At 67.6% G+C, this 20,203-nt stretch carries 19 protein-coding genes; 10 read left to right on the top strand and 9 right to left on the bottom strand.

What is annotated here, in order from left to right; translation table 11 throughout:
* Window positions 1-60: 60 nt before the first annotated feature.
* Window positions 61-1,935: a PE family protein gene (locus tag ACLP9N_RS31755; protein WP_442411104.1), complete on the bottom strand. Its 1,875-nt coding sequence runs from the start codon at window positions 1,933-1,935 to the stop codon at window positions 61-63.
* 238 nt (window positions 1,936-2,173) lie between these two features.
* Between ACLP9N_RS31755 and ACLP9N_RS31750 the strand changes: the two genes are divergently transcribed.
* Together ACLP9N_RS31750 and ACLP9N_RS31745 are read left to right on the top strand one after the other, a co-directional pair.
* Entirely contained in the window at window positions 2,174-3,346 is a 1,173-nt protein-coding gene (locus ACLP9N_RS31750; RefSeq protein WP_442411103.1) for an FAD-binding oxidoreductase, read from the top strand.
* 3 nt (window positions 3,347-3,349) lie between these two features.
* Window positions 3,350-4,240: an aldose 1-epimerase gene (locus tag ACLP9N_RS31745; RefSeq protein WP_442411102.1), complete on the top strand. Its 891-nt coding sequence runs from the start codon at window positions 3,350-3,352 to the stop codon at window positions 4,238-4,240.
* Here ACLP9N_RS31745 and ACLP9N_RS31740 read toward each other — a convergent pair.
* Genes ACLP9N_RS31740 through dnaK form a run of 4 tightly spaced genes read right to left on the bottom strand, consistent with a single transcriptional unit; the run spans window position 4,237 to window position 8,344 of the window.
* A complete protein-coding gene (locus ACLP9N_RS31740; RefSeq protein WP_442411101.1) occupies window positions 4,237-4,623 on the bottom strand; it encodes a heat shock protein transcriptional repressor HspR in 387 nt (128 codons plus the stop codon). The genes ACLP9N_RS31745 and ACLP9N_RS31740 overlap by 4 nt on opposite strands.
* Entirely contained in the window at window positions 4,623-5,792 is a 1,170-nt protein-coding gene (dnaJ, locus tag ACLP9N_RS31735) for a molecular chaperone DnaJ (RefSeq protein ID WP_442411100.1), read from the bottom strand. The genes ACLP9N_RS31740 and dnaJ overlap by 1 nt, the downstream gene beginning before the upstream one ends.
* Window positions 5,793-5,831: 39 nt before the next feature.
* A complete protein-coding gene (gene grpE / locus ACLP9N_RS31730) occupies window positions 5,832-6,479 on the bottom strand; it encodes a nucleotide exchange factor GrpE (RefSeq protein WP_442411099.1) in 648 nt (215 codons plus the stop codon).
* A complete protein-coding gene (gene dnaK, locus ACLP9N_RS31725) occupies window positions 6,476-8,344 on the bottom strand; it encodes a molecular chaperone DnaK (protein WP_442411098.1) in 1,869 nt (622 codons plus the stop codon). Before dnaK ends, grpE begins: the two co-directional genes overlap by 4 nt.
* Before the next feature lie 193 nt (window positions 8,345-8,537).
* Between dnaK and ACLP9N_RS31720 the strand changes: the two genes are divergently transcribed.
* A complete protein-coding gene (locus ACLP9N_RS31720) occupies window positions 8,538-8,966 on the top strand; it encodes an adenylate/guanylate cyclase domain-containing protein (protein WP_442411097.1) in 429 nt (142 codons plus the stop codon).
* Window positions 8,967-8,981: 15 nt separating this feature from the next.
* On the opposite strand, the gene ACLP9N_RS31715 is transcribed toward ACLP9N_RS31720, so the two are convergent.
* From ACLP9N_RS31715 to ACLP9N_RS31705, 3 genes are all read right to left on the bottom strand, one after another.
* Complete coding sequence (locus ACLP9N_RS31715; RefSeq protein WP_442411096.1) at window positions 8,982-9,557, bottom strand: Crp/Fnr family transcriptional regulator; 576 nt, start codon at window positions 9,555-9,557, stop codon at window positions 8,982-8,984.
* Between the two features lie 83 nt (window positions 9,558-9,640).
* Complete coding sequence (locus ACLP9N_RS31710) at window positions 9,641-10,084, bottom strand: hypothetical protein (RefSeq protein ID WP_442411095.1); 444 nt, start codon at window positions 10,082-10,084, stop codon at window positions 9,641-9,643.
* Entirely contained in the window at window positions 10,084-11,022 is a 939-nt protein-coding gene (locus tag ACLP9N_RS31705) for a LysR family transcriptional regulator (RefSeq protein WP_442411094.1), read from the bottom strand. The genes ACLP9N_RS31710 and ACLP9N_RS31705 overlap by 1 nt, the downstream gene beginning before the upstream one ends.
* A gap of 81 nt (window positions 11,023-11,103) precedes the next feature.
* Between ACLP9N_RS31705 and ACLP9N_RS31700 the strand changes: the two genes are divergently transcribed.
* The 3 genes from ACLP9N_RS31700 to ACLP9N_RS31690 all read left to right on the top strand — a co-directional run bounded on the left by ACLP9N_RS31700 (window position 11,104) and on the right by ACLP9N_RS31690 (window position 15,060).
* Entirely contained in the window at window positions 11,104-12,585 is a 1,482-nt protein-coding gene (locus tag ACLP9N_RS31700; protein ID WP_442411093.1) for an aldehyde dehydrogenase family protein, read from the top strand.
* A 6-nt stretch (window positions 12,586-12,591) separates the two neighbouring features.
* A complete protein-coding gene (locus tag ACLP9N_RS31695) occupies window positions 12,592-13,551 on the top strand; it encodes an amidohydrolase family protein (RefSeq protein ID WP_442411092.1) in 960 nt (319 codons plus the stop codon).
* Window positions 13,552-13,632: 81 nt separating this feature from the next.
* Complete coding sequence (locus tag ACLP9N_RS31690; RefSeq protein ID WP_442411091.1) at window positions 13,633-15,060, top strand: amino acid permease; 1,428 nt, start codon at window positions 13,633-13,635, stop codon at window positions 15,058-15,060.
* Here the strand turns inward: ACLP9N_RS31690 and ACLP9N_RS31685 are convergent.
* Window positions 15,057-15,632 (bottom strand): nucleotidyltransferase family protein, encoded by a 576-nt coding sequence (locus ACLP9N_RS31685; protein WP_442411090.1) that lies wholly within the window; start codon window positions 15,630-15,632, stop codon window positions 15,057-15,059. The two genes, ACLP9N_RS31690 and ACLP9N_RS31685, sit on opposite strands and share 4 nt — an antisense overlap.
* 52 nt (window positions 15,633-15,684) lie before the next feature.
* Here ACLP9N_RS31685 and ACLP9N_RS31680 point away from each other — a divergent pair, with 52 nt between their 5' ends.
* From ACLP9N_RS31680 to ACLP9N_RS31665, 4 genes are all read left to right on the top strand, one after another.
* The gene (locus tag ACLP9N_RS31680) at window positions 15,685-18,012 is read left to right on the top strand and encodes a xanthine dehydrogenase family protein molybdopterin-binding subunit (RefSeq protein WP_442411089.1); all 2,328 of its coding nucleotides are present in this window, start codon (window positions 15,685-15,687) and stop codon (window positions 18,010-18,012) included.
* The gene (locus ACLP9N_RS31675; RefSeq protein WP_442411088.1) at window positions 18,009-18,908 is read left to right on the top strand and encodes an FAD binding domain-containing protein; all 900 of its coding nucleotides are present in this window, start codon (window positions 18,009-18,011) and stop codon (window positions 18,906-18,908) included. Before ACLP9N_RS31680 ends, ACLP9N_RS31675 begins: the two co-directional genes overlap by 4 nt.
* The gene (locus ACLP9N_RS31670) at window positions 18,901-19,413 is read left to right on the top strand and encodes a (2Fe-2S)-binding protein (protein WP_442411087.1); all 513 of its coding nucleotides are present in this window, start codon (window positions 18,901-18,903) and stop codon (window positions 19,411-19,413) included. The genes ACLP9N_RS31675 and ACLP9N_RS31670 overlap by 8 nt, the downstream gene beginning before the upstream one ends.
* Window positions 19,414-19,559: 146 nt before the next feature.
* On the top strand, window positions 19,560-20,111 hold the full coding sequence (locus ACLP9N_RS31665) for a hypothetical protein (RefSeq protein WP_442411112.1): 552 nt from the start codon (window positions 19,560-19,562) through the stop codon (window positions 20,109-20,111).
* Window positions 20,112-20,203: the final 92 nt, after the last annotated feature.

The following is a 20,203-nucleotide window of genomic DNA, read 5'->3' as shown; positions in this document are numbered from 1 at the left end:
TGATCCGAAACCCGGCCGCCGAACGGCCCGGTCTCGCGTGCTGAGCTCCGGCTAGAGCGACTACCCGTCTTGGCCGTCGTGGCCCAACAAGATCCCGCCGCTACCGCCGATGCCGGGGGTGCCGCCGTTCACGGAGTGCCCACCGTTGCCGCCGTTGCCGACCAGACCGATGGCGTTGCCGCCGTTGCCCCCGTTCTCGGGGCCCGCACCCACATCGACGGCGTCGCCGCCGTCCCCGCCGTTGCCGAACAGGATTCCGCCGTCGGCGCCGGGCTGCCCGGATCCGCCGTTACCGCCATCGCCGATCAGCGCCCCGGCCTCCCCGGCCATGCCGCCGGTCAGGCCGTTGGCACCACCGTCGCCGCCGTTGCCGAAGAACCGGGCGTAGCCACCGTTACCCGCGACGCCGTTCTGCCCGCCGGGGCCGCCGACCTGGGCGTCGCCGCCGTTACCGCCACTGCCGATCAGGCCGGCGTTCCCGCCCCAAGCACCGCTGCCGCCGACGCTGCCGGCACCGAAGGCAAGGCCGCCGTCGCCGCCTTCGCCACCGCTTCCGACCAGCGTCCCTGCGTCGCCGCCGGACCCACCGTTGCCACCGGAGCCGTCAGCTGAACTGCCGCCCGCGCCGCCGTTGCCACCGGCACCGTACACGCCCCCGGAGCCGCCGGCACCGCCGTCGGCGGCGAGGCCGGACGGGGTGCTGCCGCCGGCCGCGCCGTTACCGCCATTGCCGAAGAACCCGCCGGACCCGCCGTCGCCGCCGGCCGTGGGTGTCGCGCCGCTGAAGCCGAGCCCGCCGTTGCCGCCGTTGCCGCAGAACCCGGCGTCGCCGCCGTTACCGCCCTCCTGGGTTGCGGTGCCGGGCCCGCCGTCACCGCCGTTGCCGAAGAATATTCCGGCGTTCGTCCCGGGCTGCCCCGATCCGCCGTTACCGCCGTTACCGATGAAGACCCCGGCCTGACCGGCAACACCGCCGGTAAGGCCGTTCAGGCCGCCGTTGCCGCCGTTGCCGACGAATCGGGCGTAGCCGCCGTTGCCGGCGACGCCGTTCTGCCCGGCGCCGCTGCCGACCTGGGCGTCGCCGCCGTTACCGCCGCTGCCGGCGAGCAGCCCGCCGTTGCCGCCCCAACCACCGCTGCCGCCGACCCCGTCGGCGCCGGCGGCGGTGCCGCCGTTCCCGCCGTCGCCACCGCGCCCGGTGACGCTTCCGCCGTCGCCGCCGGACCCGCCGTCGCCGCCCGAGCCGTCGGCCGAGTTGCCGCCCACGCCGCCGCTACCACCGGCGCCGTACAGCCCCCCGGACCCGCCGGCACCGCCGAAAGCGCCGACGCCCGAGGTAGCGTTGCCGCCGGCGCCGCCGTTACCGCCATGCCCGTGCAGCAGCCCCGCGGACCCGCCGCTGCCACCGTTGGTGGGCGTCGCGCCGCTGAAACCGACCCCGCCGTTACCGCCGTTCCCCCACAGCCCGGCATCGCCCCCGTTACCGCCCCCCTGGGTCGCGGTGCCGGCCCCGCCGTTACCGCCGTTGCCGATCAATATGCCGCCGTCGCCGCCGTTCTGCCCGGGCGCCCCGTTGGCGCCATTGCCAATTAGCGGACGCCCGACCAGTGCCTCAGTGGGCGCGTTCACCGCGTGCAGCATGGTTTGCTCGGCATTGGCGGCCTCGGTGCTGGCATAGGAGGCCGCACCTCCGTTCATCAGCTGAACGAACTGGCTGTGAAATGCCGCGGCCTTAGCGCTGAGCGCCTGATATGCCTGGGCATGCGCACCGAACAACGCCGCGATGCGCACCGACACCTCATCGGCACCCGCTGCCAGCACCGACATCGTCGGCAACTCCGCCGCCGCGTTCGAAGCGCCGATCGTCGACCCGATTTTCGCCAAATCCGAAGCTGCCGCCGAAACAAATTCCGGCGCCGCGATCAAAAACGACATTCCGCACCTCCAAACATGGCACAGACACGACAGCCGGACGTTCGCCCGGTCACCCAGGGGAAGTCGCTAGAAACCATATGAAGTCGCTGGAGGAATCATATGCCTGTATTCACGCAGCGCCAGTATGTATTTCAAAGTATTTCCAAATTCGGGGCCGCGACTTTGCACCGCGCACCCCTGGTCTCGGGCACGGCCGCACCGGCTTGAATCCGGCCCGTCGCACTTAGAATCGGCGTCCGTGGGCCTAGAGGACCGGGATGCGCTGCGGGTGTTGCATGACGCCTTCGGCCAGGAGGACGCGGGCGCGGGCAACGAGCTCGTCAGTCGCTTCTATACCCGGTGGTTCGCCCTCGACCCCTCTGTGCGCGATTTGTTTCCACCCGAAATGGATGGCCAGCGAGCGGCTTTCGCACACGCGCTGCACTGGGTGTACGGCGAGCTGGTCGCGCAGCGCGCGCAGGAGCCGGTGGCCTTCCTCGCCCAGCTGGGCCGGGATCACCGCAAATACGGTGTGCTGCCAGGCCATTACGACACATTGCGGAGCGCCCTGTACGGCGCGCTGCGCACCCATCTGGGTGACGCCTGGACCGACGCGGTCGACGACGCGGCCGGTCAGTCGCTCAACCTGATCACCGGGGTGATGAGCGGCGCGGCCGACGCCGACGAGGGACCCGCGTGGTGGGACGGCACGGTGATCCAGCACATGCGGGTGTCGCGCGACCTGGCCGTCGTCCGGCTGCGCCTGGACCGTCCGCTGCATTATCACGCGGGCCAATACGTCAGCGTCCAGGTGCCGCAATGCCCGCGCCGGTGGCGATACCTGAGCCCCGCGATTCCGGCCGACCCCGACGGCGGCATCGAGTTTCATGTCCGCCTGGTCCCCGGCGGCCTGGTCAGCACGGCCATCGTCAACGAAACGCGGCCCGGCGATCGGTGGCGGTTGTCCAGCCCCCACGGCGGCCTACGGGTCGACCCGGACGGCAGCGACGTGCTGATGGTGGCCGGCAGCACCGGCCTGGCGCCTCTGCGGGCGCTGATCATGGACCTCAGCCGCTTCGCGGTGAACCCCCGCGTGCACCTCTTCTTCGGCGCCCGCTACCAATGCGAGCTCTACGACCTGCGCACGCTGTGGGAGGTCGCGTCGCACAACCCGTGGCTGTCCGTCTCGCCGGTGTCGGAGTACAACCTCGACCCGCCGTGGGCCGCCGACTATCCCGACGTGAGGCCGCCGCGCGGCCTGCATGTGCGCCAGACCGGCCGGCTGCCCGATGTGGTGACCAAATATGGTGGCTGGAGCGACCGGCAGATCCTGATCTGCGGCGGGCCGGCCATGGTCCGCGCGACCAAGGCCGCTCTGATCGCCAAAGGCGCCCCGCCGGAACGCATCCAGCACGACCCACTATCGAGGTGAGCCATGCACATTGTCACACTGACCGACCCGTCATCATCGGTGGCAGCACAGTTCGTGCCCGAAGCCGGCATGATCGGCATCTCGCTGACCGACGCCGGCGTGGAACTGCTCGGCCAGCGGCGCGGCCTGGAGGCCTACATCACCGCCGGCAAGACGATGGGCATCCCGATTCTCTACCCTTGGGCGAATCGCTTGGCCGGCAACAGCTATACCGCCGAGAACGTGACGGTGACGCTGACGCCGGGGGAACACGGCGTTCGCGCGGACCCCAACGGGCTGCCCATCCACGGAGTGCTGGCGGCCCATCCGGGCTGGCGGGTAATGACCGAGTCGGCCAACGAGCTGGTCGCCGAGCTGGACTTCGGCGCCTATCCGGTGCTACTCGCCAGCTTTCCGTTCCCCCACCTGCTCGTGGTGCGCGTCGCATTGGTCGATCGGACGCTGACCGTGCACACCACCGTCGCGGCCACCGCCGACGAGGCCGTGCCGTTGTGTTTCGGTTTCCACCCGTACCTTCGGTTGCCCGAGTTGCCGCGCGCGCAGTGGACCATCGAGACACCTCCGATGCGGCATCTGAACGTCGATCATCGCGGACTGCCGACGGGCGAGAGCTCCGCACAGCCAGGCACTTCGGAATCATTGGGCGACAAGTCTTTTGACGACGGCTACGACCAGGTCACCGACGGCGCGCTGTTCGCGGTGTCCGGCGGCGGCCGCCGCATCGAGGTTCGATTCGACTACGGTTTTCCGGCGGCGCAGATCTTCGCTCCCCAGGCGGAGGACCTGGTGTGTTTCGAGCCAATGGCTGCGCCGACAGATGCGTTGCGCCGCGGCGGTTACCGCTGTGCGCACCCCGGCGAGCCCGCGGTCGCTCAGTTTTCGATCCGCGCTTAACGCCGCGTGCGAGGTTGCCAGACCACCAGCGCGGTGCTCTTGGGCACCACCGCGACCTCGCGGCGCTGGTTGGCGCGCAAGGCCCCAACCTCTTCGGCCAATTCGCGCACCCTCGCCTGCAGCGCCTCGACCTGGTTGGTCAGCTCGATGATGCGCTTGATGCCGGCCAGGTTGACGCCCTCGTCCTGCGAGAGCCGCTGCACCTGGCGCAGCAAGTCGACGTCCCGCTCCGAATAGCGGCGCCCGCCGCCGGACGTACGGCTCGGGCTGACCAGCCCGAGCCGATCGTAGGTCCGCAGGGTCTGCGCATGCATGCCGGCCAATTCGGCGGCCACGGAGATCAGAAACGTCCGCGCCTCAGATTGCTTGGGGTTTTTCGCCATCAGCGATTACCTGCCCATGCTGCCCGCGGGTCGAAACCACTGGCCCGCTCGGCCGCGGCGTAGGCCTGCAGCGCCTCCTCGGCTGCGCCTTCCACGTTCGGCGGGACGGCCACCTTGACGGTGACCAGCAAGTCCCCGTTGCCGCCGCTGCGCTTGGGCACACCCCGTCCGCGCACCCGCAGGATGCGGCCGTCGGCGGTGCCTTTCGGCACCCGCACACCCACCGTGCCTTCCAGCGTCGGCACCGAAAGCGTTGAACCCAAAGCTAATTCGGTGAAGCTGACCGGAACGGTCACGGTGAGGTCGTCGCCGTCACGGCCGAAGACCTTATCCGGCCGCACATGCACCGTCACATACAGGTCACCCGACGGGGCACCGCGCAACCCGGCCTCACCCTGTCCGGCGAGCCGGATACGTTGTCCGTCTTCGACGCCCGGCGGGATCCGCACGTTGATGGTGCGGGTGCGGGTGGTGACGCCGGTGCCCTTGCACTCGTCGCAGGGGTGCTCGATGATCGAGCCGCTGCCCCGGCAGTCGGCGCAGGGTTCGGAGAAGCCGAACGCGCCCTGGTTGCGGTTGATCACGCCGGAGCCATTACAGGAGGGACACACCTTCGGGCTGGTGCCCGGCCGCGCGCCGCTGCCATGACAGTTGGTGCACGGCGCCGGACTGGTCAGCCGCAGCGGCATCGCCACGCCTTTGGCGGCCTCAATGAAATTCAGCTCGGTCTCGGTCTCCAGGTCGTTGCCGCGACGCGGCCGACTCGGACGCGCGCTCGCGCCGCGCCCGAACAACCCACCGAACAGATCGCCGATGTTGGCGCCGCCGGTTCGCCCGGCGGCGTCGAACAAATCGTTGAGGTTGAACTCGGCGCCGTCACCGCCAACGTTGAATCCGCCGAAGCCACCGCCGTCGAACCTGCGTCCGCCGAACCCGCCGCCGGCGAACAGCCGACGGGTTTCGTCGTACTCCTTGCGCTTGGCCTCGTCGGACAAGACGCTGTAGGCCTCGGAGACCGCCTTGAATCGTTCGGCTCCGCCGGGGTTCTTGTCCGGATGCAGATCTGAGGCCAGCTTGCGGTAGGCCGTCTTGATATCTTTCTGGCTGGCGTCAGAGGAGACGCCCAGCTCCTTATAGAAGTCCTTTTCGACCCATTCACGCTGGGCCATGCCGCGTCACCTCCTCACCTTTCTCGTTGATTCTGAGCCCTATTCACCTGTGGTGTCGTTGTTATCGCCCGTGTCGCCCTGCTCGGCTTCGGCGCCGGTTTCACCCGAGTCACCTCCGACGGTGTCGACGACGCCTACCAGCGCGTGCCTCAGCACGTTGTCACCGAGTTTGTAGCCGTGGCGCATGACGGTGCCGATCACAGGCCGCGAGCCCTCGCCACCGTCGCCCTCGTGCTGCACGGCTTCGTGCAGCACCGGGTCGAAGTCCTCGCCCTCGGCCCCGAACGCCGTCAGGCCGAGCCCGCTAAGCGCACTGTCGAGCTTGTCGGCGACCGACTTCAGCGGGCCCGAGTCCAGATCGCCGTGCTTGCGTGCCCGGTCGAGATCGTCGAGCACGCCCAGCAATTGGCCGACGACGGCGGCCTTGGCCCGGTCCGCCGCCGCCTGCTGGTCACGTAGCGCCCGCTTGCGGTAGTTGGCGAAATCGGCTTGCACCCGCTGCAGATCGGCGGTCAGCTCGGCAACTTTCTCATTGGCTTTCTCACTGGCCGCGCCGCCGCCCGATTCGCCGGCCGGGGCCGCCCCTCCCGGCGCGCCGCCGGGAGGGACATGCCGTACTTCGCCGGTCTCGGGATCAATCCGCCGCTTGTCGGTGACCGTCACCTGTTCCGGATTGCTTTCGGTCACTTGGACTCCCGGTCGTCGTCGACCACCTCCGCGTCCACGACATCGTCGGCGGAGCCGGCCTGGGGACCGCCGGCGTAGGCGTCACCACCAGGCTGTCCACCCTCAGCCTGGGTGGCCTCGTAGATCGCCTGTCCGAGCGCCTGGGACTCCTGGCCGAGCTTCTCCATCGCCGACTTGATCGCGCCGATGTCGGTGCCGTCCAGTGCCGTCTTGGCTTCTGCCACAGCGGCATCCACCTTGTTCAGCGTGTCCTCGGGGACCTTCGACCCACCTTCGGCTTCGCGCTGTTCCTTGACGAACTTCTCCGTCTGGTACACCAGCGTCTCGGCCTGGTTGCGGACGTCGGCCTCCTCGCGACGCGTGCGGTCCTCCTCGGCGTGCGCCTCGGCGTCCTTGATCATCCGGTCGATCTCCTCCTTGGACAGGCCGGAGCCTTCCTGGATCTTGATCGTGTTCTCCTTGCCGGTGCCCTTGTCCTTGGCCGTGACGTGCACGATGCCGTTGGCGTCGATGTCGAAGGTGACCTCGATCTGCGGGACGCCGCGAGGGGCCGGCGGGATACCGGTCAGCTCGAAGGAGCCGAGCAGCTTGTTGTGCGAGGCGATCTCGCGCTCACCCTGATAGACCTGGATCTGCACCGACGGCTGGTTGTCGTCGGCGGTGGTGAAGGTCTCCGACCGCTTGGTCGGGATGGTGGTGTTGCGCTCGATGAGCTTGGTCATCACGCCGCCCTTGGTCTCGATACCCAGGCTCAACGGCGTAACATCAAGCAGCAGAACGTCTTTCACCTCGCCCTTGAGGACACCGGCTTGCAAGGCCGCTCCCACTGCCACAACTTCGTCGGGGTTGACGCCCTTGTTGGGCTCCTTGCCGCCGGTGAGCTCCTTGACCAGCTCGGTCACCGCGGGCATCCGGGTAGAACCGCCCACCAGCACGACGTGGTCGATGTCGGCCACCGAGATGCCGGCGTCGGCGATCACCGACTGGAACGGCTTGCGGGTGCGGTCCAGCAGGTCCTGCGTGATCTTCTGAAACTCCGCTCGCGTGAGCTGCTCGTCCAGGAACAGCGGGTTCTTGTCGGCGTCGACGGTGATGTAGGGCAGGTTGATCGACGTGCTGCCCGACGAGGACAACTCGATCTTGGCCTTCTCGGCCGCTTCCCGCAGCCGCTGCATCGCCATCTTGTCCTTGGTCAGGTCGATACCACTGGTTCCCTTGAACTTCTCGACCAGCCACTGAACAACGCGCTCGTCCCAGTCGTCGCCACCGAGGTGGTTGTCACCGGAGGTGGCACGGACCTCGACCACGCCCTCGCCGATCTCGAGCAGCGAGACGTCGAAGGTGCCGCCACCGAGGTCGAAGACCAGGATGGTCTGCTCCTTCTCACCCTTGTCCAGGCCGTAGGCCAGCGCTGCGGCGGTCGGCTCGTTGACGATGCGCAGCACGTTGAGGCCGGCGATCTGGCCGGCGTCCTTGGTGGCCTGACGCTGGGCGTCGTTGAAGTAGGCGGGCACCGTGATCACCGCGTCGGTGATGTCCTCGCCGAGGTAGGCCTCCCCGTCGCGCTTCAGCTTCATCAACACACGGGCGCTGATTTCTGGGGCGGTGTATTTCTTGCCGTCGATCTCCACGGACCAGTCGCTGCCCATGTGCCGCTTGACCGAGCGAATGGTGCGGTCGACGTTGGTCACCGCCTGGTTCTTGGCGGGCTGGCCGACCAGCACCTCGCCGTTGCGGGCAAACGCGACGACGGATGGCGTCGTCCTGGAGCCCTCGGAGTTGGCTACGACAACGGGGTCGCCACCTTCGAGGACGCAGACGACGGAGTTAGTTGTCCCGAGGTCGATTCCGACCGCACGAGCCATAGTGATTCCTCCTGATAGTAGGGCTTTTGTCCGACATTGTGCTGAGTGAACCCCGCTCAAGCCTGCCCCTGGGGGCGTCGGCCTGTCAACTCAGGATTGAGTCTGATTCACTCAACTTGTTGACCATCCTAACGGTGGCCATCGGCATCTTGTTCCCGGGGCCCGCCATCGGTTTAAGGTTCGCGAGTACTTCATGCTGCTGGCGGCGATCGTGCGCGACCACGACGGCGCGGTGGTCAAGACGATCGGCGACGCGGTGATGGCCTCATTCACTGATCCGGCGCACGCGGTGCGCGCGGCACTCGCCATGCAGGCAGGGGATCGCCTCCTCCTCGGCTACCGGCAGCGACCTTGTACTCAAGGTGGGCGTCCATGCCGGCCCCAGCGTGTCGTTACCTTGAACGACCGCCTCGACTACTTCGGCTCGACGGTGAACACGGCCGCGCGCCTGCAGGGCCAGAGTGCCGGCGACGACATCGTCCTGTCACACGCCGTCGCCGCCGATCCCGCAGTGCAGGAAATACTGGCCGCCGTGCCGAAGCGCCACGAGACGGTTCCGCTCAAGGGCTTCGAGGAACCCGTCGGTTTCGTGCGCCTGTTATCGCAGCGCGACTCGGGCTGATCTCAAAAGCCCGCGTTACCCTGTGCTGTTCCGTTCGATCCACCGGGTGAGCGCATCTTCCAGCGCGGCCGCGACGCCCAAGCCGGCGCTGTCAGCGGCCCGCTCGAACCTGTCGACCAAATCCGCCGGGACTGACGCATTGACCTTGCGTTTCGGATTTGGCTCCTGGGCCCGGACCACCGGTGGGTGCCGTGCGACAGTCGCGTCCATGGTTTCACGCAACGCGGGTATCTCGTCGAGCAAGCGGTCAAGATCATCGCGCTCGATACGCAGCACCTCGGCCGCTCCGATCGTCGTTACGGTCGCAGAACGCAATTTCCCGCGGCGAAGCGCAGATTCGCCGATCACCTCGCCCGGCCCCAACACGGCAATGCGGTCCTGGCCGACGTACACGCCTGCCTCTCCGCTGAGCAGGATGAAGCAGGCGTCCGAGGGTGTCTGTTCACGAATCAGCGGCCATGGCACGGACCGGGAAATGTGATGTGCAGCTTGGATGAGACGCTCCAGCTCATCATCCGAAAAGTTGTCGAATGCCGGGAACTCGCGTAACCGACGGGCGTGTTGCTCAAGTTCCTTAGCGTCGAACGTCATAGTGGGCTCCGGATGCGTGATGTGACCGTGACATCCAGGAGCCTAACGCGGATCTTGCACGGGCACGCCCAAAATCGCCGACATCACGGCGCCCGCAGCGACACGAGCTCACCGGGACCGACGTCGACGAGAGCGGCGCCGAGCTGTTCGATGCGGTGGCGACCCGGTTGCGTTATGCGCCAAAGGGTTTGACAGGTCGCCACGTCGACGGCGGCGACCGCGACCGGCTGGTTTTCCTCGTCCTCGAGCAACTCTATCCGACCGTCCGAGCCTCGGTACGACGTCAGGTCGACCTGGCGGTGGCAGGTCGATCCGGGCCGGCCGGTGTCAAGATTGAATTGCTGCCAGCTCTGCAACAACGTGAGGTTTTCCTCCGGCCGTAAGTAGAGGTTGTTGCCCATCGCCCAAAACATGGGCGCCTTGTGGTAGGCGAACGCGGCGGGCAGCGTTGCAACCTCCCGCCCGTCCGGCGCGTACACGCGAAACACCGGCTGGTCGAGCACGATCGGGACCGCTGTGGCCTCCATCAGGTTGTAGCCCTTGAGTTCTCGGCGGGCCAGCAGGTGACCGGCCGGGTCGTAGAACTTTCCTCGATCAGCGACAGCAGGGCGCGGGTGGCCGCGCTGGGCGGACGGGTCGCCGACGTCGCGACGTACAGCCGCCAGATCAGGTCGCAGTCAGCCAGCGGGACCGTCACCAGCCCCGCATCGTCCCTGACGTCCAGCATCGTCCAGCTCAGGAAGCCGATGCCGAGCCCGTTGCGGATGTAGGTCGCGGCGGTACCGATGTCGGCGACCTCCAGCGCGACGGTCCGTTCCACGCCGGCGGTGGCAAAGGCGTTGTCGACCACGGTTCGGTTGCCGTACCCGGGCGGGCCATCGACGAACGACATTCCCGCCAGATCGGCCAGTGACACCGAATCCTGTTGGGCGAGTGAGTGATCGGCGGGGACCACCAGCAGCAGCGCGATTTCGACGACGAGTCGGACGTGCAGGTCGGCCGGTGGCGCACCGGTGAAGACCAGGAACGCGACGTCGAGGTCGCCATCGCGCAGCTGGCGGGCCAGTCCCGTCGTACCCGCGCTGGCGGCGCGCAGCTGGATCCGGACTTCGGGATGCCGGGAATGCAGGTCAGTCAGCAGGGTGGGCAGGTCGATGACGCTGATCGACGTCAGGGTCCCCAGGGTGACGGTGCCGCGGACGGCCCCGCGGGTGGCGTAGACGGCGTCTTTGGCCGCGCGGGCGGCGTCGAGGGTCGCGCGGGCGCCGGACCGCAACTCCTGTCCCGCGGGGGTCAGCGTCACACCCGCCGGGCCCCGGACGAATAGCTCCGCGCCGAGCTCGCGCTCCAGGGCCTTGATCGTCGCGGATACTCCGGATTGGACGACGTGCAGCCTTTTGGCGGCCTGGGAGAAGCTGCGTGTGTCGGCGACAGCGAGGAAGTACTCGAGATGGCGAAGCTCCACCCAGCCATTATCACCGTTGGTGCTGGCAGCTTGCGAAACTTTTCATTCGCCGTGATCGCGCGGGCACCGTAGCGTCGAGACGTGAACGTCAGCGCAACCCGCTGGTCGTCGGCATCCGACCAGGACCAGTTCGCAGTCGATAACCCCGCGACCGGCCAGCCGGTCGCCGTCATACAGGGGTCCGGACCGCAGCAGGTGGACCAGGCCGTGCGGGCCGCCCACGCAGCGCATCTGGACTGGAAGCAACGCCCAGCCCGTCAGCGCGGCCATTACCTGCGCAAGGTCGCCGAGGTCATCCGCGCCCACGCGGACGAAATCGCCGCGCTGGAATCCCTGGAGATGGGCAAGCCGATCACCCAGGCCCGTTACTTCGACGTCGAAGCCGCAATCAGCATCTTCGACTACTTCGGCAGCATGGTTGAGGTGCTGCCCAGCCAGGCGCGGGACTACGGCCCGGTGTTCGACGTGACCACGCTGGAACCGTTCGGGGTCATCGCCGGCATCGTGCCGTTCAACTGGCCGCCCATCCACACCGCCGGGAAGACGGCCCCCGCACTGGCGGTCGGCAACGCCATCGTGCTGAAGCCGCCGGAACAGACACCCTCGGTGGTGCTGCGCATGGTGGAGCTCATCGGGTCGGTGCTGCCCGACGACTTATCAGAAGAATTAGTGCACGTGGTACCCGGAGCGGGCGCGGTGGGGGCCGCGCTGGCCGGCCATCCGCTGGTGGGCAAGGTGTCCTTCACCGGTTCCCCTACGACGGGCTCGGCCGTGTTGCGCACCGCGGCCGACAACCTCACCCCGACGCTGATGGAGCTGGGCGGCAAGAGCCCGTTGCTGGTCTTCGACGACGCCGATCTGCATGAAGCGCTGCTGGCCGCCGTCGACGGCGGCTTCTTCAACCAGGGCGAGGCCTGCACCGCGGCATCGCGGATCCTGGTGCAGGACAACATCTTTGCCGAGTTCGAGAGCAGGCTGGCCACCGCGGTTAGCCGGTTGCGGGTGGGCGATGGCGCCGACCCCGCCACCGAAGTCGGACCGCTGGTCACCGCCGCGCAGCAGAAACGGGTGTTGGACTACCTCGACATCGGCGCGGCAGAGGGCGCGCGCATCGCCGCTCAGGCGGCGCTGCCCGGCGACCCGCGACTGGCTAACGGGTTCTACGTGCCGCCCACGCTGCTGACCGATGTCACTCCCGACATGCGGGTAGCCACCGAGGAGATCTTCGGCCCGGTCGTCGCACTGATCCCGTTCTCCGACGAGGACGAGGCGGTGCGGATCGCCAACGACACCCAATTCGGTCTCGTCGCAGGGGTTTTCACCCAGGACAGCGACCGGGTCATGCGGGTGAGCCGGCAGATCAAGGCCGGAACCGTCTTCGTCAACAACTATTTCCGGGTCGCCGTCGGCAGCGGATTCGGCGGCATCGGCCACAGCGGGTTCGGGCGCGAGCACGCCCAGGAGACGCTGGCCGAATACGGGTACCACAAGACCGTCCGGCTGGCCGGCCGGCGCGACGAGCTGCCGCGCTGGACCGCGGCTACCAGAGTGTTAGAGGAGTGAAGCACCATGCAAACCTTGAGAACTATCGCCCTCGAAGAACATTACGCGACAGCAGTATTCCTCAACGGACCTGGCAGCTGGCATAGATCGCGGCCCAGCTTGGCCGAACAGCTCACAGACCTCGGTGACGGGCGCATCGCGGCGATGGACGAGGCGGGCGTCGACCTGGCCGTGCTGTCGCTGGTGGCGCCCGGGGTGGAGCAACTGGATGCCCCCGCGGCCGTGCGCACCGCCCGCACGTGCAACGACGAGCTGGCCGCAGCGGTGCGCCGGTACCCGGATCGGCTGGCCGGCTTCGCCGCCCTGCCCATCAGCGCGCCCGACGCCGCGGCTGACGAATTGCAGCGGACGGTGCGTGAACTCGGCTTTGTGGGCGCGGTCATCAACGGCCACTGCCAAGGCGTCTACTTGGACGATCCGTACTTCGAACCGGTTCTGGCCCGCGCGGTGGATCTCAACGTCCCGATCTACCTTCACCCCACCATTCCGCCGGCGGCCGTGATCGAGTCCTGCTATGGCGGGTTTTCCGACCAAGTCACCTTCGCGCTCGCCACGGTGGGTTGGGGCTGGCACATCAACACGGCCACGCACGTGCTGCGCATGATTCTCGGTGGGGTGTTCGACCGCCACCCCACGTTGCAGATCATCATCGGACACATGGGCGAGGCGACGTCGTTCATGCTGCCGCGGTTCGACGCCACGCTGAGGCCGGAGCTGACCGGCCTGCGGCACCCGGTGAGTACCTACCTGCGGGAGAACTTGCACTACACCTTCGCCAACTTCAACGACGAGGCAACCTATGCGAATCTGGTCGCGCAGGTCGGCATCGACCGGGTGGCGTTCTCGACCGACTATCCCTTCGGCTCGATGAAAAATGCGCGCGTGTTCCTGGACAATCTGCCCCTCGGGGACGACCAGCGGGCGAGCATCAGCCATCGCAACGCCGAGCAACTGCTGGATCTGTAACCGGCCACCCCTTCAGCGAGCCAGTCGCGCACACGTCGGTTAGCCTGACAGCCAGTCCGTGCGATAGGAGCTCGAAAGAAAATGGGGCCACCGCAAGACATCGCTGCCGAGCGGCTGACGCGTGAAGACGCGGGTTATCACAAGGCCCTCAAGAACCGGCAAATTCAGATGATCGCCCTCGGCGGTGCCATCGGAACGGGTCTTTTCCTCGGTGCCGGAGGACGGCTTGCGTCGGCGGGCCCCGGGTTGTTCATCGTCTACGGGATCTGCGGCATTTTCGTCTTCCTGATCCTGCGCGCGCTCGGCGAGCTGGTGCTGCACCGCGCGTCGTCGGGATCATTCGTGTCCTACGCCCGCGAATTCTTCGGGGAGCGAGTGGCTTTCGCCGCGGGCTGGATGTACTTCCTGAACTGGGCGATGACGGGGATCGTGGACACCACCGCGATCGCGACGTACTGCCGCTACTGGCAGGCTTTCCGGGTCGTCCCGCAGTGGACCCTCGCGTTGATCGCGCTGGTCGTGGTGGTGTCGATGAACCTGATCTCGGTCAAGGTCTTCGGTGAGGTGGAGTTCTGGGCCTCGTTGATCAAGGTCTTGGCGCTGGTGACGTTCCTCGTCGTCGGCACGGTCTTTCTGGCCGGGCGCTTCAAGGTCGATGGTCAACAGCCCGGGCCGGGGCTGTGGAGTAGCCACGGCGGGCTGTTGCCGTCCGGCCTGCTGCCCCTGGTGCTCGTCACCTCGGGGGTTGTATTCGCCTATGCCGCAATCGAACTGGTCGGCATCGCGGCGGGGGAAACAGAGAACCCGGAGAAGGTCATGCCGCGCGCGATCAACTCGGTGGTATTCCGCATCGCGGTCTTCTACATCGGGTCGACGGTCTTGCTCGCCACGCTGCTGCCCTACACCGCCTACCAGGCCGGTGTCAGCCCGTTCGTAACCTTCTTCTCTAAGGCCGGCTTCAAGGGGGCGGGCAGCCTGATGAACCTGGTGGTTCTCACCGCCGCGCTGTCCAGCTTGAACGCCGGGCTGTATTCGACAGGCCGGATCCTGCGGTCGATGGCGATGAGCGGCAGCGGCCCGAAGTTCACCGAACCCATGTCGAGGAACGGCGTGCCGTACGGCGGCATCCTGCTGACCGCCGGAATCGGCCTGTTCGGGATCGCGCTCAACGCGTTCGTGCCCCACCAGGCCTTCGAAATCGTGCTCCACATCGCCTCGGTGGGCGTTGTGGTGGCCTGGGGCACGATCGTGGCGTGCCAGCTGCGGTTCTATCAGCTGGCGAAGGCCGGACAGGTTGAGCGGCCCAAGTTCCGGATGCCGTTCGCGCCTTACAGCGGCTATGCCACGCTGGTCTTCCTGGTCGGCGTGCTGATCCTGATGTTCTTCGACAAAGTGCAAGGTCCCTGGATGCTCGGCGCGACAGTGATCGGCATTCCCGCCCTCATCGGCGGCTGGTACCTGGTCCGCGATCGCGTGCGGACGGCCGCCGAAGGCAGCACCGGCGCTTAGCCCGAGGCGGCCGGGGCGTCTATGTCCTGGCCCCCGGCCAGGTCGGCGCAGTCGACGAGCTCGACATCTCGCCGGCTGCGCAGATACGCACCCGCACCCTGATCCCCGGATATATGGTCCAGCACCGCGGGCCAGTGCCGGCTCGCGATGACGACGGGATGGCCAGGCCGATCGCCGAAGTAGGCGCGCGCCAGGCCGCCTTCGGATGACAACGCGCGCTGCAGCACCCGGCTCACCACCGCGGCACCCACGTCGGGAGTGTCGATGACGTGCAGAACTGCGTAGTCCCCGTCCATCCCCTCGGCGCCGAGCAGACCCGCACGAACCGAGGCGCTCAGGCCCTCATCCCAGTCGGGCGCGATGACCGCGGTGACACCCGGCGGGGCGTCAACCTGGGCCGCGCCGAGAACCAGAACGACTTCGCCGCAACCACCGTCGCGCAGCGCGCCGAGCGCGGTCGCAAGCCATCCCTCGACGAGCACCTTGGGCTTGCCGTACCGCCGGCCGGCGCCGGCGGCGAGCAAGATCCCGACAATGCGTGGCGGCGAATCACTCGACCGCGATAACGGCACTCTCCTATGATGACATTCGCCTTCTCATTCAGCGACAACCCGATGGAGCGGCATGACTCAGGACGTGCAAGGGCCCGTCAAGCCCCGGTACGCCGGAACCCGGGTGCAACGGGTGGAAGACGGCCGCCTGCTGACCGGTCACGGCAGCTTCGTCGACGACATCTCCCGGCCCGGCATGCTGCACGCCTGCTTCGTGCGTTCGCCGTTCGCCCGCGCCCGGATCATCAGCATCGACGCGTCGGCGGCGCTGGCGCTGCCCGGCGTGCACGCCGTGTTCACCGCCGCCGACCTCAACCCGGACGTCAAGGAGGCGTGGCACGCCGTCGCGGGCAAAGATGTCGCGGACACCCCGCGCCCGCCACTGGCCGAGGGCGAGGCCAAGTTCGTGGGTGACCCGGTTGCGCTCGTCGTCGCCGACAGCCGCTACGTCGCCGAGGACGCGCTCGAACTGATCGACGTGGACTACGAACCGCTGCCCGCGGTCAGCGACTTCACCAGGGCTCAGTCCGCGGATGTTTTGGTGCACGACGGCTACGCCGACAACGTCGCGGGCGGCATGGCGGGGGCGCCGCCCGACGAGGAGATCTTCGCCACGTCGGCGTATACCGTCAAAGAGACTGTGTACCAACAGATCTACGCGCCGGTGCCGATCGAGACCCGCGGCCTGGTCGTGGAGTGGACGGCGGCCACCGGAGAGCTCACGCTGTGGGCGTCCACGCAGACTCCGCACGAGTTGCGGGCGTTCTGCGCGCGCCTGTTGGGCATTGCGGCACAACGGGTTCGGGTCATCATGCGCGACACCGGCGGCGGCTTCGGCCAGAAGGTCGTCCCGATGCGGGAAGACATGTGCATCATGCTGGCCGCCCGTAAGGTTCCGGCGGCGCTGAAGTGGATCGAGGACAGGCGCGAGAACCTGATGTCGGCCGGGCAGGCCCGCCACGTCGACGGCACCGCCCGAATGGCTTTCGACGACGACGGCGCCATCCTGGCGGCCGACATCGACTTCGTCCAGGACATCGGGGCCTACCCGACGCCCTACCCGGTGTTGACCACGGCCGCCATCGGCATGTTCTTCCCGGGGCCCTACCGCGTGCCCGAGGCCAGCTTCAACTACAAGACGGTCTTCTCCAACACCAGCGGTCTGGCCGCCTACCGTGGTCCCTGGCAATACGAAACGCTGGCGCGCGAAATCCTGCTCGACGTCGCCGCGCGCAAGATGAACATGGACCCGGTCGAGCTGCGACGGCGCAACCTGCTGCGCCGCGACGAGATGCCGTACTTCAACCCCAACGGCATGCCGTATGACCACGTCGCCCCGATCGAGACGTTCGAGCAGGCCGTGAAAATCCTTGGCCACGAAGGTTTTCGGAAAGAGCAGCGAGAAGCGCTCGCACAGGGCCGCTACCTCGGGCTCGGGTTCTCGGCGTACATCGAGCCCACCGGCGCCGCGACCGGCCACCTGGCCACCGAAGGGGCCACCATCCGAATGGAGCCGACCGGAAAGATCAACGTCTACGTGAACGGCGGATCGAGCGGAAACAGCATCGAGACCACCGTCGTTCAGCTGACCGCCGACGCGCTGGGCGCCGACATCGACGACGTGGCCACCATCCAGGGCGACACCGCCGTCACGCCCTATGGTGCCGGCACGCAGGGCAGCCGCAGCGGCCCGATGACCGCCGGAGCCGTCAACGAGGCCGGGACCATCCTGCGCGAGCGGCTGGTGGCGCTGGCCGCCCACCACCTCAAGGTCGCCGAAACCGAAGTGGAACTGGCACATTCGATCGCCGCGGTGCGGGGCGACCCGTCGAAGACGGTGTCCTTCGGCGAGCTCGCCTATCAGGCCTACTACTCACCGCAGCAGTTGCCACCGGGAATCTCGTGCCTGGAGGCGAGCGCCCGCTTCACCTCACCGAACCCCATCCACTGGGCCAACGCCACCCACGCGTGCACCTGCGAAGTGGATGTGGCGACGGGCAAGGTCACGCTGTTGCGCTATATCGTCAGCGAGGACGTCGGGCCGATGATCAACCCGGCGATCGTGGAGGGCCAGATCGCCGGCGGCACAGTGCAGGGCATCGGCGGCGCACTGATGGAGAACCTGGTCTACGACGACGACGGCAACCCGCTGGCCACGACCTTCGTCGACTACCTGTTGCCGACGGCCACCGAGGTCCCGCCCATCGAATTCGGCCACGTCGAGATACCCGGGCCCGGGCCCGGCGGATACAAGGGCGTCGGCGAAGGCGGGGCCATCGGTTCGGTGCCGGCGGTGATCAACGCGATCAACGACGCACTGGCGCCGCTGGGCGTGACGATCACCCGGCTGCCGGCCAGTCCGGCATCGATCGCCGCATTACTGACTGGAGACGCCGAGTGAAACCCGCCTCCTTCGACTACCACCGCCCCGACACCGTCGAGCAGGCGGTCGGCCTGCTGGCCGAGCTGGGCGACTCAGGTGACGGAGCCAAAATCATTGCCGGCGGCCAGAGCCTGGTGCCGATGCTGGCGATGCGGCTGGCGTACTTCGACCATCTCATCGACATCTCCCGGCTGAGCGAGCTGCAGGGCATCGAACGGCGGGGCCAAGAACTGTGGATCGGCGCGGGAACCACCGAGGCCACGGTGGGCGCCGATCCGCAAGTCCGCCAAGCGGTTCCGCTGCTGACCTTGGCAACCCCGTACGTCGGGCATTTCCAGATCCGCAACCGCGGCACCCTCGGCGGTTCGATCGCGCACGCCGACGCCGCGGGTGAATACCCCGCCGTTGCCCTGACCCTGGATGCGGTGATGGAGGTGACCTCACCGCGCGGGCGGCGCGAGATCGCCGCCGCGGACTTCTTCACCGGTGTGTGGGAGACCGCGATGGAGCCTGACGAGGCACTCACCGCGGTTCGATTCCCGTTGTGGGGAAACAGGTCTGGCTTCGCAGTGCACGAATTCGCGCGTCGCCATGGTGATTACGCGATCGCTGGCGCCCTGGTCGCCGTCCAGCTCGACGACAGTGATGGCCAGGACCGGGTGTTGCGCTGCGCGATCGGGCTGCTGGGGCTGGGCTCCACGCCCAGGCGTGCCACGGCGGCCGAGCTGGCAGTCGTCGGCAAGACGGTCAGCGAGGTGTCACCCGACGAGATCGGCCAGGCCGCGATGACAGGACTCGACGACGTTCCGTCCGACCTGCAGGGGTCGCCGTCATACCGGAGGAAGGTTGGTGCCGCCATGACGGCGCGCGCCTGGATCCAGGCCACCCAGGAAGCGGGGGCGAGCAATGCATGAGAAACCGGTCCGGTTGTCGGTCAACGGGACTCCGATCGCGTCCAGCGTCGAACCGCGCATGACGTTGGCGGATTTCCTGCGGGACAAATGCGGACTCACCGGCACCCATCTGGGCTGTGAACACGGGGCGTGCGGCGCCTGCACGGTGCTCGTGGACGGTGCCGCCGTGCGATCGTGCCTGATGTTCGCGGTGCAGGCGGACGGCGCGGAAGTAACCACCGTCGAGGGCGTCGCCGCGCCCGACGGCACGTTGTCGCCGGTGCAGGCAGCGCTGCGCGAATGCCACGGACTGCAATGCGGCTTCTGCACCCCGGGTTTCGTCATGTCGCTGACCGCGCTGCTGCGCGACAACCCCGATCCCACCGATGCCGAGATCCGCGCAGGTCTGTCCGGGAACTTCTGCCGGTGCACCGGCTACCAGGGGATTGTCGCCGCCGCTCGTCGGGCCGCCGAGCTGGCGTCAGAGACGCCCGCGATGCCCGCCGGATCAGGGTTGCAGCGGTAACACTTTGCCATCGGCGACGTCCGAGGGCGCGTCACTGCAGTAACTTGCGCCACCTCATGCGTAATCTGACCCCTGATATTTCAAATTTTCGGGAGTAGCGCGTGCGCTTATCGCAGAAGGCACGGTGGGGTCTCACCGCTGGGTCGCTGCTGCTCTCGCCAGTGCTGGTGAGTGCGACGCCTGTTGCCGGCTGCAGCTCCAACATCGAGGGCAAGCCGGTCGCCGGACCGGGAGCGGGGCCAGTCGAGCCTACCTTCCCGACGCCCCAGCCGAGCACGTCGACGCCGGCATCAACCACGAGCTCGGCCCCACCGAGCAGTCCGACCACACCGGCGAATCCAACCGCGCCGGCCGGCGCCATACCGCTGCCGCCCGACCAGAACGGTTACGTCTTTATCGAAACCAAGTCCGGCACGACGCGCTGCCAGATCAACAAGGACAGCGTCGGCTGCGAGGCACCATTCAAAAACTCTCCGCTGCAGGATGGCGAGCACGCCAACGGCGTCAACATCACCGCCGACGGCTCCGTTCAGTGGGTGCTGGGCAACCTGGGGGCCATCCCGACCGTCACCATCGATTACAAGACCTACGACGCGCAGGGCTGGACGATCAACGCCACCACCGATGGCACCAAGTTCACCAACAACCGCACTCACCACGGCATGTTCGTCAGCATCGAGCAGGTCAACACCTTCTAGGAGACTCCTGAATAAGGGGTTTATGGGGCGGGGCGTCTCGAAGCCGCGTGGCGGCGTTGGTGAAGTCAGACCCTGAGGTCGACACGGAGATC

This window comes from Mycobacterium sp., assembly GCF_052144515.1.
Lineage (GTDB): Bacteria > Actinomycetota > Actinomycetes > Mycobacteriales > Mycobacteriaceae > Mycobacterium.
The sequence above is the reverse complement of the archived record's forward strand: the minus strand, read 5'-3'. Positions and strand labels throughout refer to the sequence as shown.